Source organism: Nocardia gamkensis NBRC 108242 (genome assembly GCF_001612985.1).
Classification (GTDB): domain Bacteria; phylum Actinomycetota; class Actinomycetes; order Mycobacteriales; family Mycobacteriaceae; genus Nocardia; species Nocardia gamkensis.
The window spans coordinates 80,094-95,638 of sequence record NZ_BDBM01000005.1 but is presented as its reverse complement, the minus strand read 5'-3'; the positions used below and the strand labels follow the sequence as shown (position 1 = coordinate 95,638).

Here is a 15,545-nt window from a genome sequence, read left to right as displayed (position 1 = left end):
GCGGCGCATCCGCGCGGAGCGGTCGTGCCAAAATGGGTCCGTGGTGAACAAATCGAAGAAATCCTATGTCGACAACGGCTGGCCGAAGGTCGCCGACGGTGACCCCGCGGTCACCGAGCTCTCTTCGGCCCGCTCCGGTGGCCTCTCGCCCTACGGCGAGGACACCGAGTTCCCGGTCCCCGCTGAGCAGTTGCCCTACATGCACCCGAACACGGTGATCAACCGCTGAGCGCGCGACCGGAACGTTCTCGGCTACGAAGAAGGGCCCCGCATCCTTGGTGATGCGGGGCCCTTCTTGACGATGTGTGACGATCAGGAGGGCAGCAGGCCCTTGTTCGCCTCGTAGAAGTTCACGATCGCGGGGTCGAGGGTGGCTCCGCTGGACTTGGCGGCGTTGAAGAAGTCGAGAGCTTCCTTGGGCACCTGGACGCCCTGGCTCTGCACCACCTCGAGTGCCCGGTCGACGGCCGAGAAGATCTGCTGCGAGCTGTCCGCCGGCGCGGCCTGTGCGGCCTGCGGCGCGGGGTTCCAGCGCGGGGTCTCGGCGAGGGCGGGCGCGGAGCGCTGGGAGGGCGCGCTGCTCAGGCCCAGCTTGGACGAGCAGGAGGGCCAAGCGCCCCAGCCCTGCGAGGCGAGCACCTTCTCGGCGACCGCGATCTGCTGCTCGCGGCTGGCCTGGTTGGCCGAGGCGGCGTAATCCTGGCCACCGTGGGCGCGCCAGGTGCTGGGCGAGAACTGCAGCCCGCCCTGGAAACCGTTGCCCGTGTTGATGCCCCAGTTGCCGCCGGCCTCGCACTGAGCGAGTCGATCCCAGTCGGAGTCGGGTGCCGCGCTGGCGTTGCCTGCGAGAGCCACACCGGCGGTGCCGATGATGGCGCCGGTGACGGCAACCTTGGCTACCGTGCGGCCGGTCGAGCTTGGCTTGCGATGGCGTCCACTCATATCGGGTTCGTCTTCCTCTCGACGCACCTGCGACGTCTTCGGTTCTGGTTCGGACTGAGAGGTCGTCCGTTCCGCCCTCGCCCCTACGTTTCCGTCGGGGGTTCCGGTACCCGCGGGGCGAGGCTCGGTGCGGCGGGCCGGTGGTCGCCGGGGTGTCCCGGCTGGATAAGACCGTACGACGAACCGCGGGAAAAATCACTATTTGGTAACCGGCGTGTACCAACGGGTCTCGACGCGGTATCGGATGGGTACGGCGCCTTCGCGCAGCTAGGAGTGGCCGCGGCCGCATGCGGCGCGCGTCGCCACCGGCCCGTGACCTACTCGTAATGTGACGAGGATCACACGTCCGAATGGGTAACGATCGCATCGGGTAACCGGTTTACGCCGGATCGGAGGCGTCTTCTCCGGTTCTACCGGGACCTGCGCCCCGAGCGCAGCGCGAACACGACCGCGAGCACGAACCCCAGCGGCGCGAGCATTGCCCCGAAGTAGAGCCACAGCCCGGGCTCGCCGTCGGTCAGCAACGGGATCGCGAAGATGACGACGATCGCCAGCAATCCCAGCGCGAACAGGGCGAGCGCGAGTCGCAGCAACCAGTCGCCGCGCCGCCGAGGGGCACCGCCGGGCGTGGGCGGAGTGGATGGGTTCGTCACGGTTCGACGGTAAAACTGATGTGCTTGCGTTATTCGCACCGGGGTAGACTCGATGGCAATCGCGTCCTGCAATCGTGCTGGGCGCGTTCTTTTCGCACAGGAGGGCCGGTCGCGGGATCGGCCCGGTAGACAAATGTGCTCGGGCCGTAGGGGTCCGAGTTTCGATGACGAACGGGTGAGCGCAGTGCCGACCGGCAGGGTGAAGTGGTACGACGTCGAAAAGGGCTTCGGCTTCCTTTCCCAGGACGAGGGTGAGGACGTCTACGTCCGCTCGTCCGCGCTGCCCCAGGGTGTCGAGGGCCTCAAGCCCGGCCAGCGCGTCGAGTTCGGCATGGCCGCGGGTCGTCGCGGCCCCCAGGCGCTGAGCCTCAAGCTGCTCGAGGCGCCGCCGTCGGTCCGGCAGGGCCAGGAACGCAACGCGCGCAAGGAGCCTGCCGCGCGCAATCACACGCCGGACGAGTTGCACGGCATGGTCGAGGACATGATCACCTTGCTCGAGGCGAAGGTGCAGCCGGATCTGCGCAAGGGCAAGTACCCGGATCGCAAGACGGCGCAACGCATCTCGGAGGTCGTCCGCGCGGTCGCGCGCGAACTGGACCGGTAGTCCGCGCCGCCGCGCGACGCGCTGTGGCCGGTGTCCGGGCTCGACGCGAGCCGCCCGGACGCGGACGCGGAGCGGCCGATCACCTACCGCGCTTCCCGGGCGATGAGGGTGTCGACGAGATCGTTCATCTGCTCGACCAATTCGGCCGCGCCGCCGTTGTGGGCGAGGTTGCGCAACTCGAGCGGGTCTTCCCGACGGTCGTAGAGTTCGTAGTCGAATTCGCCGCGTGGTCCGGCGATCCCCTGTGGGGTCGAGTACCGGGCGAAGCTGTAGCGGGATGTGATCGCGCACCGCAGGCAGTATTCGACGCCGGCCACTTGACCGCCACTGGATTTGGCGTCGGAGGTGAGCAGGAGCGCGCCCCGTGTGGTGCCCGCCGGATCGGTCAGCAACGGGGTGAGGTCCTTGCCGGGCAGCGGGCTCGCCGCCGGGTCGATACCGGCCAGCGCGGCGAGGGTGGGCACCAGATCGATGTGCGAAGTGAGTGCGGCAGTGCTGGTTCCGTGTCCTCGCGGGCCACGAACCCGGATTGCTCGTCCGGCTGGTCGACGGCGTTGTGCCGCATCGCATCCGGCAAGTGCCGGAGGCATCGCTGCGCGCCGGTCAGCGGTCCGGGGACATCGCCGCGGACCTCGACCCGAGCGACACCGCGATCGCGCTGGAGGCCATCTTCACCGCGGTCATCATCACCGTGGTGCAAGTCGGCGGCAGCGGTTCCTCCGAGCGCATCGATGCCGTCGCGCGCTTGGTGCGCACCGCGCTCACGGGGAAGCGTCCGACATGGAGGGTATTGCGGCCGCCTACCTGCACGCGCCGGTGGCCGCGCTACGCCACGGGCGAACCGGCCGTCGGTGTGGCAATGGCGGGCCGATCGTCGAAATCGGCGCCTGGCATCGCCACTACGCCGTGCTGATCGACCAGGTGGCGTGCGGCACGTAGAACTCCCGGCCGGTTTCGTCGCGGGCGAGGATCGGCAGCTGGAACTCGACGCCGATGAGGCGCAGATCGGGTTCCGGCTTGGAATCGATGGTCAGGGCCAGTGCGCGATCGGGGTAGTCGTTACGGCTGATCACCTGGTCCACCTTCTCGCCGTTGGGCAGGAGATAGACCAGCTGGGCGAGCCAGGGCGCGTCGGCGACCTTCTTCGGCAGCGACAGCTGCAACGGGTAACCGGCGGGCACTTCCAGCTCGGCGGTGCGGCCGCGGTGGCAGTCCGGCGTATCGGGGGCGCAGTTCAGCGTCGTGAACACCGTGCCGGGCACGTTGTCCTCGGGCAGGATGCGGCAGTCCCGCATGGTCACCGCGCAGTAGCTGAACGGCCGCACGGTGACCGTCTTGCCGTGCGCGTAGGCGGTGAGGGTGACGTCGGGTTCGTCGGCGTTGCGGACCAGCACCGCCAGAACGCCCGCGAAGGCGACGGTGAGCACGAGCAGGGCGGCCGCGACCAGCGCGGCGATCGTGCGTGCGTTGAGCTTGCTCACCAGATCGGGTCTCCTTGCCCTCGTTGAAAGCGTGTCGTGTCACCGCCGCGCGGAGCGGGACCCTGCGCGCGAGGTGCGCTCGCCGGGTATCCGTGCGGCCGGGACGGCACCTCTTGCTCCACGTGCTGGGGACGGTTGCCGCCGAGGCCGGGCAGTAGCGAGTGGCCGCGGAAGCTGAGGAAAGTCTGCACCAAGCCCAGCACCAGTATCGCGGTGACCACCGCGAAGCCCTTCCAGTAATCCGTCGGCAGCAGCACCCCGGCCGCGCCGCCGATGACCCAGCTCAGCTGCAGCACGGTCTCCGACCGCCCGAAACCCGAGGCGATCGACTCCGGCGGCAGATCGTCCTGGATCGAGGCGTCCAGCGACACCTTGGCCAGTGCGCTCGTCGCGGACGCCACCAAGGCGGCGGCCGTCGCGCCGAGCAGATTGTTCGTGAACGTCGCGAACAGCGCCACCAGCGCACACGCCGCCGTGCAGCCGAGCACGATCAGCGCGGGTCTGCCGAGTTTGAGCCGGGCGCCCGTGGCATTGCCCGTGAAATTGCCGATGGCCGCGGCCGCGCCGACCGTGCCGAGCATGAGGGCCTGCTGTACCGGCCGGTGCTCGGTCGCCTTGGCGACGAACGCGACGTAGAAGGTGAGGAATCCGGTCAGGACGCGGATGGCGCCGTTGCCCCAGAGCCCGGTCACCACGGAGCGGCCGAGCGGCTGCCTGCGTTTGCGTGGCGGAACCGGCGACTCGTTGCCCGAGGAGAGCACCTCGGTGTGCGCGTCGGCGCCGTGATAGCTCAGCGTCGCGGGCACCTCACCCTCGGTGACCTCGACCCAGGACGGGATGCGCAGGCTCAGATACGTTCCCGCGCAGGCGATCAGCGCGGCGAAGACCAGAGCGCCGTTCGAGCCCGCGATCGCCGCGGTCAGCCCGGCCAGCGCTCCGGCGCCCAAGGTGCCGCCGACCAGCCCGAACACCGTGAGACGGGAGTTGGTGCGGACCAGATCGATGTCCGGCGGCAGGACCCGGGGCGTCACCGCGCTCTTGAGCACGGAGAACGATTTGCTGCCGATCATCATGCACAGCGCGAGCGGATACAGCGCCCAGCTGTCGAACTGGAAGATCAGCACCACCGCGACCACCGTGCGCACCGCGAACGAACTTGCCAGCGCCAGGCGGCGACCGCGTTGCAGCCGATCGAGCATCGGGCCGATCAGCGGGGCGATCACCGCGAACGGCGCGATGGTGATCAGCAGGTACAGCGCGACCTTCGTCTTGCTCTCCGCGGTGGCGCTGGCGAAGAACAACGTGTTGGCCAGCGCCACGGCGATGTCGGCGTCCAGGGCGAAGTTCGCCATGGTCGCGTAGGTGAGCGCCGTCAGACCCGACTTGTCCGCACCGTCGGCCTTGGCCGCGCGCTGGAAGGTCGCGATGCCCTTCTCGGTGAGTTCCCTGCCGCGCATGGCGGCCACCCGGGTGACCGTGAGTTTGCGCGGTATTCGTCGCTTCCCGGAAGGAGCCGGGCTTTCGGGCGGCTCGACCGGATCCTGGCCTGCGGTCGCGGGGTAGTCGGGTTCGGCCGGGCCAGGTGGTTCGGTGTGACGATGCGGCTCGGGGCGGCGTGGGAAGACGCGGCGGGGGGCGTGCTCGGAGGCCGTCGGTTGCTGGGGGTCACTCCCGAGCGGGAGGGGTTTGGTGCGCGGCGGTTGCGCGGGGCGGGGCGCCTCACGGCGCGAATTCGGCTGGTCGTGCCGCTCGGAGGCCCGTCCGGGCCGCAGTGGCGGCAGCGGCCCGCGCCGTCGCGGCGGGTCGGGCGGCGGGTACCGGTCGAAACCGGGATGCCGATCGAACAGTGGGGACTCCTCGCCTTCCCACCGATCACGGTCGGGACCGGAAGGTTCGCGGGGAGTAGTCACGACTCCAATTCTGGCGTACTTCCGTGCTGGGCGTTCACGCGCGCTCCGAGGCGGCGGCGGAAAGTGACCATCGTCGCGGACGCGCGAACGCGCTCAGGCGGGTGCGAAGCGGACCTCGAACATGGTCGGCCAGTTCTTGCCCGTGATCAGGAACCGGTCGGTGCCGGGCAGTTGGGCGATGCCGTTGAGGGCGTCGGCTTCGGCCCGCTCGGTCGCGGGAAGGAGACCGGCAGCGTCGGCGGTCCCGAGCACCGCTCCGGAGTCCGGGTCGATGCGCAGAATCGTGTCGGTGGGCCAGTCGTTGGCATAGACCGACCCGTCCGCCGCGCACTCGAGTTCGTTGAGGCGCGCGCCGTTGTGGCTGGTCAGTTCGATCGAGCCGGTCGGAGCGAAGGTCTCCGGATCACGGAAGGTGAGCCGGTCGGTGCCGTCGCTCATGATCAGCCGTCCGGCCCCGGCGCACAGACCCCAGCCCTCGCCGTCGTAGCTCACCCGGCCGCGCTCGGCGAGCGTGGCGGGGTCCCGGGCGATGGCCACGCCGTCGTGCCAGGTGAGCTGCCAGAGGGTCGTGCCCGCGAGGGTGATGCCCTCGCCGAAGTACGGGGCGGGCAACTCGGTCCTGGCCAGTTCCGCGCCGGTCGCCAGCCGGGACGCGCGCACGCTCGACGCGCCCGCCAGGCCGGTGCCCTCGTAGAGGATGTCGCCGTCGATCTCCAGGCCTTGGGTGAACGCCTTCGGATCGTGCGGCCGGGTGCCGAGCACCTCGATGTTCATCCTGGGTGTCGACTCGTCGGCGGGGCCGCATCCAGCCGCGACCAGCAGACCGACCAGCACACCCATGGCCAACGCACGCCGATTGCGCTTCATACGGCAAAATGTAGGCCGTGAGCGCAGTTTCTGTTTCGGAGTCCGGCGTGCGGCCGATTCTTGCCGATGCCGTCGACTTGGCCCGCCGTGCGCTCCTGGAGTTGGAGCCATCGGGTGTGGGCGCGCATCTCGGCGTGATCGCCGAGGACGAGAGCGCGGCGACGCACCGTTTCGCGGCCACGCTGCCCGGCTATCGCGGGTGGCAGTGGGCGGTGGTGGTGGCCGCCCCGCCCGGCGCGGGCCACGCGACGGTCAGCGAGTCGGCGCTGCTGCCCGGGCCCGAAGCCTTGGTCGCGCCCGAGTTCGTGCCCTGGGAGCAGCGAGTTCGCCCCGGGGACCTCGCGCCGGGCGACCTGCTCGCCCCGCCCGCGGGCGACCCGCGCCTGGTGCCGGGCTATGTGGCGACCGGTGATCCGGTGGTCGACGAAGTGGCCTACGAAATCGGTCTCGGCCGCACCAAGGTGCTGAGCAGGGAAGGACGCGAAGAGGCCGCCGAGCGCTGGTACGCCGAGCACGGTCCCGACACGGAGATGGCCAAGGCCGCGCCCGGCACCTGCGGGAGCTGCGGCTTCTACCTGCCACTGGCCGGGGCACTGCGCGCCGCGTTCGGTGTCTGCGGCAATGTGATGGGCGCGGACGGGCAGGTCGTCCACGTGGCCTACGGCTGCGGCGCGCACTCGGATACCGAGATCCCCACCGGCGGCGGGTCCCCGCTCTACGAGGCGTACGACGACGCGGCCATCGAGTTGATCTCGCTCGGGACGGAACGCTCTCACGCTCAGCAGGATTCGGCCAAGGCGGCATCCACGCGCGGCGAGCGGCGCCGTGCGGTTGCCGAGAATGCCGTAGACGCCCTGGACGCCGCCCCCGCGCAGGAAGCCACCGAGGTCCCCACTGTTGCCCAGCACGGAGTCGCGGAAGGACCTGCGGCTGTCGAGAGTGAGAAGAACACCGCTGTAGCGGAGGGAAGCGCTACCGTCGAGGCCCCGAGTGCGCCCCACGCCCAGCCCACCGATACGACGGCGACCACGGCCCCCGATGCGACCGGGGCCGAAGTCGAAGACGGCGCGGTCGGCGACACAGATCCCACCGATTCGAGCGTTCGGTCCTCGGTGCGTGCGACGCCCGGCGCGGACGACATCGCCGAGCCGCCGACCGCTCACGGCACCACGCCGGCCGCTGATGCGGGTCCGGTGGGCGCCGCTGAGAACGAGCCGAACGCGGCGAGGGGCGACATCGACACCAGCCCGGCTCTCGGCACCGGCGAGGAGGCGGACAGCCCTGCTGCCGCCGATGAAAGTGGTTCGGACATCGTCTCCGCCGACGAGCCCAGCCGCCCGGAGCCCAGCACTGCGGACGCGCCGGTCGCCGAGCACGACAGCGGCGCGGGCACCGATGACGCGCCGGAGGCCGGGGCACGGCCGGAGATCCAGTCATCGCCGCGCAACTGAGCGAGGCCGCCGATCCGTTCGGCACTTCGGCGCTGCGCGCGGCCGTGCTCGCCGCATGGCGTGATTCGCCGACGCGGTTGCGGGAGGACGCGGCCACCGAGAGCGACTTGGTGCGCGCGGGCTACCGCGACCGGTTGCTGACCGAGTTGGCGCAGAACGCCGCCGACGCCGCGCGCAAGGCGGGCGTGGCAGGCGCCGTCGTCGTCCGGCTCGACGGTCGTGATCTCCACATCGGCAATACCGGTGCGCCGCTGGACGTCTCCGGTGTGCACGCGCTCACCGCTCTGCGCGCGTCGGGGAAACACGGCGACGGTTCGGTCGGCCGGTTCGGCGTCGGTTTCACCGCGGTACTCGCGGTGAGCGAGAACATAGAGTTCCGGTCTTCCTCCGGATCGCTGCGGTTCTCCCGCACCGAGACCCGGGAAGCTCTGAAAGACAACGAGATCCGCACACCCACCGTCGACGCGGGTGAATTCGATCCTCCGGTGCTGCGGTTGGCCTGGCCGACCGAGGCGCGGTCGGCGGCTGGTCTCGACACCGAGGTGGTGCTGCGGCTGCGCGCGGACGTCGACGCCGACGCGCTGCTGGCCGCGATGCGCGCCGAAGCCGTCGATCTGCTCTTGGAACTGCCCGCCCTGCACCGCATCCGCGTCGGCGCGGACGAATTCGTCAGCAGTGCCGAGGACATGGGCGACGGCATGCACGAGGTCTACGTCGACGGCCCGGGCAGCGAGCAGCGAACCTGGTGGCAGTACCGCACCCCACGCGCTCGCTGGCTGCTGCCGGTGCGCGACGGCAGGCCGGTGGCGGCCGCCCCCGATGTGCTGCGGGCGCCGACCAGGTCCGACGAGAAACTGTCGCTGCCCGCGCTGCTCGTCGCCGACATTCCGATGCAGCCGGATCGCCGCAGGTTGCTCCCCGGCGCCCGGATCGCCGATTTGGCCCGTGGCTACGCGGATTTCGCTCGCGCCCTGCCGCCACGCGACCGGCTCGTGCTCGTCCCCACGCCTGGTTTCGCCCGCAGCGAGGCCGATGGCCTGCTGCGCGAAGCGCTCCTGCGCGAATTGCAAACGCAGCCATGGCTGCCCGTAGTCGTCACCCACCGGCGCACGCACGAAGGCTTCGTCGACGCGGGGCCGCTCGCCGCCGACCTCGAGCCCCGCCCCGCGGGCTACGCCGGACCGAACACCCTCGCCTCGCACGAAGCGGACGACGCACTGCCGCACGAACAATCCCCCGCGGCGGCCGGCCCAGAAGCACGGGGCATGCTCGACGGTGCGGGGCCGCATGCGGCGATCGACTCGGCCGACCTGCTCAGCACCGAACCGGGCGGTATTCGGACTGCCGGAGCGGCTGACGCGCCCGGTGATGGTCCGCATGCGGCGATGGAGTCGTCGGATCTGCTGAGCACCTGGACGGCCGAAGACCGGACCGCCGGACCCAGCAGCACATCGGTGTCAGGCGAACCGATTCCGTCCGACAACACCGGGTCGCTGTCGGCCGCCGTAGTGCCGCACCCACAGGACGTGGCCGTCCCCACTCGCGCCTACGTCTTCACCGGTCTGACTCCGGAATTGGCCGCCCTGCTCGACGAGGTGGCCGGTCCGCTGGTGATCCCGGACCTCTCCGGGCGGACGCACGCCGAGGCCATGGGTGCGCTGGACGTGCACCGGCTCGGGTTGGCGCGGCTCGCGGAATTGTCCGGGGGCCTGGAGCGGCAGCCGAGTTGGTGGCGGCAGTTCTATGCCGCACTGGAACCGTTCGTGGTGGATCCCCTCGCGGCGGAGGAACTGGGCGCGCTGGCGGTGCCGCTGGCCGACGGCAGGCTCGTCACCGGACCGCGCACCGTGGTGCTGGACGATCAGCTCGAGGTCGCGATCCCGGTGCACTGGGCCAGGCTGGCGCATCCCGAGGCCGCGCATCCCCTGCTGGCTCGGCTGGGCGCGCGGTCGGCCACCGCCGAGGATCTCCTGACCGACCCGGGCTTGCACGCCGAGTTGGAGGATCACCCGGACGACCCCGACACCGCCGATGCCATCCTGCGTCTGGCCGCCCACGCGGCTGCGGAGGCACTGCCGTCCTGGCTGGGGCTGCTCGAATTGCCCGACACCGAGGGTGAATCGCGACCGGCCGACGAACTGCTGCTGCCCGGCGCGCCGTTGCGCCATCTGCTCGTGCCCGACGCGCCGTTCGGCACGGTGGACCCGGAACTGGTCGAGCGCTACGGCGCGGACGCGTTGCGCGCACTCGGCGTCGGCTGGGATTTCGGTGTGATCACCGAGGCCGATCCCACCGGTCCGGACCACGATCTGGACGACGAGGAACACTGGTGGTCCACGCTGCCGGACGATCCGCCGGAGCTGGTCGCCGTCCGCGACCTCGACTTGGTCGACGACGCCGCCTGGCCGGAAGCGTTGCGGCAGTTGGCCGCCGCGTCCCGCACCCGTCGCCTGCTGGCCGACGCCGATGGCTACACCGCGTGGTGGCTGCGCAGATACGCGCGGATCGACAGCACCCCGCTGGGACTGTTCCGTCATCCCGCCGACACCGAGTTCGACGGGCTGTTACCGGCATTCGCCGTCGCAGGCGTCGATCCGGACGCTTGCCGCGCGATCCTCGCCGACCCGGAGACGATCACCGACGAGCTGGCCGCCGCTCTGCTGGAGGCGCTCGCGGACCCATCGAGAACGCCATCGCCGGAGGTGGTTTCGCGCACCCACGCACGTCTGGCGGCTGCCGTCGCCGCGGGCTTGCTCGATCTCACCGACTTGCGACCACCCGATCGGGTGCGCGCGCTCACCGGCGCCGTGGTCGATCCGGCGGACGCGTTCGTCCTCGATCGCGCGTGGTTCGGTTTGGCGGTACCGCCGGACCGATTGGTGGCGGGCGACACCGAAACCGCCTCGGCCCTGGCGGCTCTGCTCGACCTGCCGCTGGTGTCCGAGGCCGTTACCGCCGAGGTGACCGATACCGGCCGCCGCACGAGTTGGGCGGCGGAGCCGCTGGGCGTCGTGCTGCGGCAGCTGTTCGCTTTGCCCCCGCAAGCGGGTGAGCTGGTCGTGCACCATGAATTGACGGTGCGGCTGAGCGGCGCGATCGAGGCCACGGTCGCGGTGCCCTGGTGGCAGACCGGCTCGGCCGTGCACGTCCGCGCGCCGCATCTGCGCGACTGAGCGGGCGGCTACTGGGCCGCGTTCTCGGTGAGCATCTCGCTCAGCAGATCGAGCTGTGCGCGCACGCTCTCGCTGTCGTTGTCCACCAGCCAGCGCAGTACCACGCCGTCGATGACGTTGAGCGTGAACCGGCTCAGCGTCTGCACCGGGACCGACCAGCGCGTGCCGGTCGCGTCCCGCGCGTGCTCGAGGATGTCGGCGACCGTGGAGTCGTTGAAGTTGTACTGCTCGCGCGCGATCGCGAGTTTCGCCGGGGTTTGCTCGCCTTCGCGCAACGCGTAAGTGGTTGTTTCGTAAGTGAGCAGCTGCCGTTCCGGAGTGGCTTCAATGTTGAGCCACATGAGTTCCAGTCCCGCGCGGATCAATTTTTGAAGGGCTTCTTTTCCACTTCCGACGTCCTGCCATACCGTTTCGTTTGCGTCGACAGAATCGCGTAATTCCATCGACAACGCTTTGACCAGCTCGGTCATCAGCGCGTCCTTGTTTTCGAAACAGTAATGCACCACACCGAGCGAGACACCGGCCGCCTGAGCGACATCGCGGGTGGTCACGCCCGCAACGCCCTTTTTCTCGGCAAGGCCGATCGCGGCCTCGATAAGGTGGGCCCGTCGTTCTTCGACGCTCAATCGGGAGGACACCCAAGGGAGTTAAGCGCCCAGCGCCCGCGCAGTCAATTCACGGGCCGGAAAAATTTTGACTGGACGAGTGACCAGTTGTGTGGTTCGCTGCATCGTGACAGAAGGGAGACCGGTATGCCGGTGTCGCGTAGAACTGTTCTGGCCCGGACCGCGATCGGTTCGGCCACGCTCGCGGCCGCGACGGTGCCCGGTATGACCGACGCGCTCGCCGTTCCGGCGGCCGCAGCGCCGGAATCCGGCGGTTACGAGATCGGCGTCGGACTCTCCGACATCACGGGCCCGGCCGCCGAATGCGGGATGATGGGCTACTCCCAGCTCGAACAACAGACCGCGGGCATTCACCTGCGCCCCCGGGCGCGGGCGTTCGTGATCGGCAGCGCGGGGCGGCGGATCGTCTTCGTGGTCGCCGAGAACGGGATGATCTTCCAGTCCGTGCACCGCGGCGTGCTCGCCGAATTGGCCCGGCGCTTCGGCGATCTGTACACCGAGCAGAACGTCTTGCTCACCTCGACGCATTCGCACGCGACCTGTGGCGGCTCCAGCAACGACTACGCCTACAACCTGTCCATCCTCGGTTTCCAGCAGCAGGTGTACGACGCCGAGGTGAACGGGATCGTCGAGGCGGTCGCCGCCGCGCACGCCGATCTCGGGCCCGGCTCGCTCGCGCTCGGCCGTGCCGAACTGCGCAACGCGAGCGTGAACCGTTCGCGGGTGGCTTGGGAACTCAATCCGCCTGCGGACAAACAACATTTCCCGGACGCCATCGATCCCGCCGTGACCACTCTCGTCCTGCGCAAGGGCGGGCGGATGGCGGGCGCGATCACCTGGTTCGCCACCCACAACACGTCGATGACCAACGCGAACCGGCTGATCAGCTCGGACAACAAGGGCTACGCCTCGTTCTCCGCCGAGCACATCGAGCACGGTGTGCGCTATCTGGACGGCGAGCCCGCGTTCGTCGCCGCCTTCGCGCAGACCAACGCCGGTGACATGTCCCCGAACCTGAATCTGCGCCAGGGCTCCGGGCCGACCGAGGACGAATTCGAGAACACCCGCATCCTCGGCGAGCGGCAGTACGCGGCGTCGAAAGACGCGGCGGCGCGGGCGCGGCAGATCTCCGGCCCGGTCGACGGGATGCTCTGCTACATCGATCTGGCGGACATCGCCGTGGACGGCCGTTTCACACCGGACGGCTTGCCGCGGCGCACCGCACCGGCCGCGGCGGGTGTCTCGCTGATCGCGGGCAGTGTCGAGGATGGTCCCGGCCTGCCCGGCGGCCCGATTCCGGAGGGTGTGCGCAACCCGTTTCTCGAGGCGCTCGGCGACCCCGCTCGGCCCGCGCCGGCCTGGCTGGCGGACGCGCAGGCGCCGAAAGCCATCGCGGTGCCGCTCGGCCTGCTGCCTCCGGTGGCCTGGGTGCCGAATGTGCTGCCGATCCAGCTCGTTCGCATCGGTGAGCTCTATTTGGCCGCGGCGGGAGGCGAATTCACCATCACGTCGGGGTTGCGTATTCGCCGCGCCGTCGCCGCGGCGCTGAACGTCCCGCTGGAGCAGGTGCTCATGCAGGGATACGCGAACGCCTACCACGAGTACGTCACCACGCCCGAGGAATACGACTCCCAGCAGTACGAGGGAGCCTCGACGCTGTTCGGCCGCTACACCCTGTGCGCCTATCAGCAGGAGTTCACCCGGCTGGCCACGGCATTCGCCGCCCGCACGCCGGTGCCGCGTGGCCCGGCGCCGCGCGATGTGTCCCATCTGCAACCGAACTTCCAGCCCGGCGCCGGTCCGGACGCCGCCGTGCCGGGGCGCGGCTTCGGTGACGTACTGGTGCAGCCGAATCCGTCCTACGGCCCCGGCGACCGAGTGGTGGCCGAATTCGTCTCGGCGCACCCGAAGCACGACAACCGCCGCAACGGGACGTTCCTGGAAGTGCAGCGCAGGAATGCGTCCGGCGAATGGGTACGAGTGGCCAACGAGGGCGAGTGGGCGGTGAGATACCACTGGAGCAAGCGCGGGCCCGCCGAGTCGATAGCCCGATTCACCTGGGACATCCCCCTCGATGCCGAGCCCGGACGTCATCGCTTCCAGCACTACGCGACACGTCTCGATTCCGGTGGTGCGCTCTACCCGATCACCGGTACGACCGACGAATTCGAGATCGGCGGACCGTGACCGGATCGGCTACAAACCGGTCTGCGCGCCTTTGTCCCCCCGCCGGGCGCCGCGCCGCTGAACCAGATAGATCACTAGCGCCATCAGTCCGACCACCAGCCCCATCAGGCAGACCGGCCGGGCCGAGGCCCACCGGTCGCCGCCCGCCCACACCACAACGGTGGCGATCAGCCACAACGCGCTGCCGACCGCGAGCACGGGGCGCGGATCGGTGAGGCGCGGTGGGAGTTGCGGGACTTTCTGCGTCACGAGTTCAGCCTAATCGGCCCGGTTGGCGGAGCTCCGCCAACCGCGCGGCGACGAGTGGTCCGCCAGTGGCCGGAAGCCGCGACCGGCCGCCCGCGGTCCCGTATCGTTTGCCACTGTGACAACGCCATCGGATGTCAGAGCCCTTGCTGGTGAGCTCTCGCTGGCGGTCGTTCGACTGACGCGACACCTGCGCGGCCGTCGTGCCGACTCGCAGATCTCGCTGACGCAACTCTCCGCGCTCGCCACCCTCGCGCGCGAGGGAGCGATGACGCCGGGCGCGCTCGCCGCGAAGGAACGCGTGCAGCCCCCCTCGATGACCCGCGTGATCGCCTCGCTCACCGATCTCGATCTGGTGGAACGCAACCCGCATCCCACCGATGGCCGTCAGATCATCGTCTCGCTGTCCCAGGCGGGCCGCGCGCTCATCGCCGACGAAGCCAGCGCACGTGAGGCGTGGATGACCGAGCAACTGTCGACGCTCACCGAGGAGCAGCTCGTCGTGCTGACCCGGGCGGTGGCGATCATGAAGCAGATCGTCGCGGAGTCCGAGTAGCGCAACGGAATTCATCGACTCGCCGCCGATGGCGGCCCGGCTCAACGGTTCGTGCGGACGAGCCGGAGAATGATCCCGCCGCCCCACCACAGCAGGCCGCCCGCGATGGTCAGGCAGAGGACGAAGGCCGGATAGACCAGGACGCCGTAGTCGTCGGCCCATCGGGGCAGATGGGTGAGCCGGGCGCCCGCGCCGATGAGCAGCAGCAGCCCCAGGGTCACCGCGATCGGCGCGAGCGGGGCGGTCTCCGAGTCGGGCCTGCGGGCGGTGCGGTCGGTCATGGTGGAGCCCTCCTGTGCGGTCGGCTCGGCACCCGCTCGGGGTGCGATGGGCACTGGAAAAGATCAGTTACCTTCTAGCTAACATTCGCACGGAGATGTGATTTCGTTAACACTCTGTGATGCAGATCACATAACTGTCGCGGGGCGGCAGGGTGATGACCGCGGCTACCGTTCCCCGAACGGACGGTCGCTGTCCACGATCTCCCGGCCCAGCGGGAACAGCGAAATCGGGATGAACTTCAGGTTGGCCCAGCCGAACGGGATCCCGATGATCGAGACGAACAGCGGGATGCTGGTGAGCAGGTGGCCCAGCGCCAGCCACCAGCCCGCGACGATGAACCAGATGATGTTGCCGATCAGTGAGCCCGCGCCCGCACCCGGCTTCTCCACAGTGGTCCGCCCGAACGGCCACAGCACGTAGGCGGCGATCCGGAACGACGCGAGGCCGAAGGGAATCGTGATGATCAGGATGAAGCAGATGATGCCGGCCACGATGTAGCCCAGCGCCAGCCAGAACCCGGCGAAGACCAGCCACAGGATGTTGAGAACCAGCTGAATCGGCTTCATG

Annotated in this window: 17 protein-coding genes; 7 read left to right on the top strand and 10 right to left on the bottom strand. The window is 69.7% G+C overall.

All coding sequences use genetic code 11. The annotated features are described in order from the left end of the window. The first annotated feature begins 40 nt into the window (after positions 1–40). Positions 41–229: a hypothetical protein gene (locus NG1_RS05225; RefSeq protein ID WP_040864798.1), complete on the top strand. Its 189-nt coding sequence runs from the start codon at positions 41–43 to the stop codon at positions 227–229. An 83-nt stretch (positions 230–312) separates the two neighbouring features. On the opposite strand, the gene NG1_RS05220 is transcribed toward NG1_RS05225, so the two are convergent. Continuing rightward, on the bottom strand, positions 313–942 hold the full coding sequence (locus NG1_RS05220; protein WP_062968527.1) for a resuscitation-promoting factor Rpf1 domain-containing protein: 630 nt from the start codon (positions 940–942) through the stop codon (positions 313–315). Positions 943–1,352: 410 nt separating this feature from the next. Beyond that, positions 1,353–1,595, bottom strand: coding sequence for a hypothetical protein (locus NG1_RS05215; RefSeq protein WP_062968525.1), 243 nt, complete (start codon positions 1,593–1,595; stop codon positions 1,353–1,355). Positions 1,596–1,779: 184 nt separating this feature from the next. Here NG1_RS05215 and NG1_RS05210 point away from each other — a divergent pair, with 184 nt between their 5' ends. Further along, complete coding sequence (locus tag NG1_RS05210) at positions 1,780–2,199, top strand: cold-shock protein (RefSeq protein WP_040864801.1); 420 nt, start codon at positions 1,780–1,782, stop codon at positions 2,197–2,199. Positions 2,200–2,282: 83 nt separating this feature from the next. On the opposite strand, the gene NG1_RS05205 is transcribed toward NG1_RS05210, so the two are convergent. Next, on the bottom strand, positions 2,283–2,663 hold the full coding sequence (locus NG1_RS05205) for an alkaline phosphatase family protein (RefSeq protein ID WP_062968523.1): 381 nt from the start codon (positions 2,661–2,663) through the stop codon (positions 2,283–2,285). A gap of 20 nt (positions 2,664–2,683) precedes the next feature. Between NG1_RS05205 and NG1_RS05200 the strand changes: the two genes are divergently transcribed. After that, on the top strand, positions 2,684–3,112 hold the full coding sequence (locus tag NG1_RS05200) for a hypothetical protein (RefSeq protein ID WP_062968521.1): 429 nt from the start codon (positions 2,684–2,686) through the stop codon (positions 3,110–3,112). Here the strand turns inward: NG1_RS05200 and NG1_RS05195 are convergent. From NG1_RS05195 to NG1_RS05185, 3 genes are all read right to left on the bottom strand, one after another. Continuing rightward, positions 3,099–3,680 (bottom strand): DUF2771 domain-containing protein, encoded by a 582-nt coding sequence (locus NG1_RS05195; RefSeq protein WP_062968519.1) that lies wholly within the window; start codon positions 3,678–3,680, stop codon positions 3,099–3,101. The two genes, NG1_RS05200 and NG1_RS05195, sit on opposite strands and share 14 nt — an antisense overlap. After that, positions 3,677–5,590: an MFS transporter gene (locus NG1_RS05190; protein WP_063910259.1), complete on the bottom strand. Its 1,914-nt coding sequence runs from the start codon at positions 5,588–5,590 to the stop codon at positions 3,677–3,679. The genes NG1_RS05195 and NG1_RS05190 overlap by 4 nt, the downstream gene beginning before the upstream one ends. A 93-nt stretch (positions 5,591–5,683) precedes the next feature. Continuing rightward, a complete protein-coding gene (locus tag NG1_RS05185; RefSeq protein ID WP_062968515.1) occupies positions 5,684–6,457 on the bottom strand; it encodes a glutaminyl-peptide cyclotransferase in 774 nt (257 codons plus the stop codon). A gap of 17 nt (positions 6,458–6,474) precedes the next feature. On the opposite strand from NG1_RS05185, the gene NG1_RS39205 reads away from it, so the two are divergent. Continuing rightward, positions 6,475–7,908: a DUF3027 domain-containing protein gene (locus NG1_RS39205; protein ID WP_084498711.1), complete on the top strand. Its 1,434-nt coding sequence runs from the start codon at positions 6,475–6,477 to the stop codon at positions 7,906–7,908. Positions 7,909–7,952: 44 nt separating this feature from the next. After that, positions 7,953–11,081, top strand: coding sequence for a sacsin N-terminal ATP-binding-like domain-containing protein (locus NG1_RS38085; protein WP_062968513.1), 3,129 nt, complete (start codon positions 7,953–7,955; stop codon positions 11,079–11,081). Between the two features lie 8 nt (positions 11,082–11,089). Here the strand turns inward: NG1_RS38085 and NG1_RS05170 are convergent, their stop codons facing one another. Beyond that, positions 11,090–11,707 (bottom strand): TetR/AcrR family transcriptional regulator, encoded by a 618-nt coding sequence (locus NG1_RS05170; protein WP_210749991.1) that lies wholly within the window; start codon positions 11,705–11,707, stop codon positions 11,090–11,092. Positions 11,708–11,833: 126 nt separating this feature from the next. Between NG1_RS05170 and NG1_RS05165 the strand changes: the two genes are divergently transcribed. After that, complete coding sequence (locus NG1_RS05165; RefSeq protein ID WP_062968511.1) at positions 11,834–13,894, top strand: neutral/alkaline ceramidase; 2,061 nt, start codon at positions 11,834–11,836, stop codon at positions 13,892–13,894. A 9-nt stretch (positions 13,895–13,903) separates the two neighbouring features. Here the strand turns inward: NG1_RS05165 and NG1_RS05160 are convergent, their stop codons facing one another. Then, the gene (locus NG1_RS05160) at positions 13,904–14,143 is read right to left on the bottom strand and encodes a DUF2530 domain-containing protein (protein ID WP_040864816.1); all 240 of its coding nucleotides are present in this window, start codon (positions 14,141–14,143) and stop codon (positions 13,904–13,906) included. Between the two features lie 115 nt (positions 14,144–14,258). Between NG1_RS05160 and NG1_RS05155 the strand changes: the two genes are divergently transcribed. Then, positions 14,259–14,696, top strand: a complete 438-nt coding sequence (locus NG1_RS05155) for a MarR family winged helix-turn-helix transcriptional regulator (protein WP_062968509.1) — start codon at positions 14,259–14,261, stop codon at positions 14,694–14,696. A 41-nt stretch (positions 14,697–14,737) separates the two neighbouring features. Here the strand turns inward: NG1_RS05155 and NG1_RS05150 are convergent, their stop codons facing one another. Together NG1_RS05150 and NG1_RS05145 are read right to left on the bottom strand one after the other, a co-directional pair. Further along, complete coding sequence (locus NG1_RS05150) at positions 14,738–14,977, bottom strand: hypothetical protein (RefSeq protein WP_157113866.1); 240 nt, start codon at positions 14,975–14,977, stop codon at positions 14,738–14,740. Positions 14,978–15,142: 165 nt separating this feature from the next. After that, on the bottom strand, positions 15,143–15,544 hold the full coding sequence (locus NG1_RS05145; RefSeq protein WP_062968505.1) for a YccF domain-containing protein: 402 nt from the start codon (positions 15,542–15,544) through the stop codon (positions 15,143–15,145). Position 15,545 lies beyond the last annotated feature (1 nt).

Excerpts from the sequence above, each read along its gene's own strand:
- NG1_RS05220 (WP_062968527.1), bottom strand. The coding sequence starts at position 942 with ATGAGTGGACGCCATCGCAAGCCAAGCTCGACCGGCCGCACGGTAGCC.
- NG1_RS05185 (WP_062968515.1), bottom strand. The coding sequence starts at position 6,457 with ATGAAGCGCAATCGGCGTGCGTTGGCCATGGGTGTGCTGGTCGGTCTG.
- NG1_RS05165 (WP_062968511.1), top strand. The coding sequence starts at position 11,834 with ATGCCGGTGTCGCGTAGAACTGTTCTGGCCCGGACCGCGATCGGTTCG.
- NG1_RS05150 (WP_157113866.1), bottom strand. The coding sequence starts at position 14,977 with ATGACCGACCGCACCGCCCGCAGGCCCGACTCGGAGACCGCCCCGCTC.
- NG1_RS05145 (WP_062968505.1), bottom strand. The coding sequence starts at position 15,544 with ATGAAGCCGATTCAGCTGGTTCTCAACATCCTGTGGCTGGTCTTCGCC.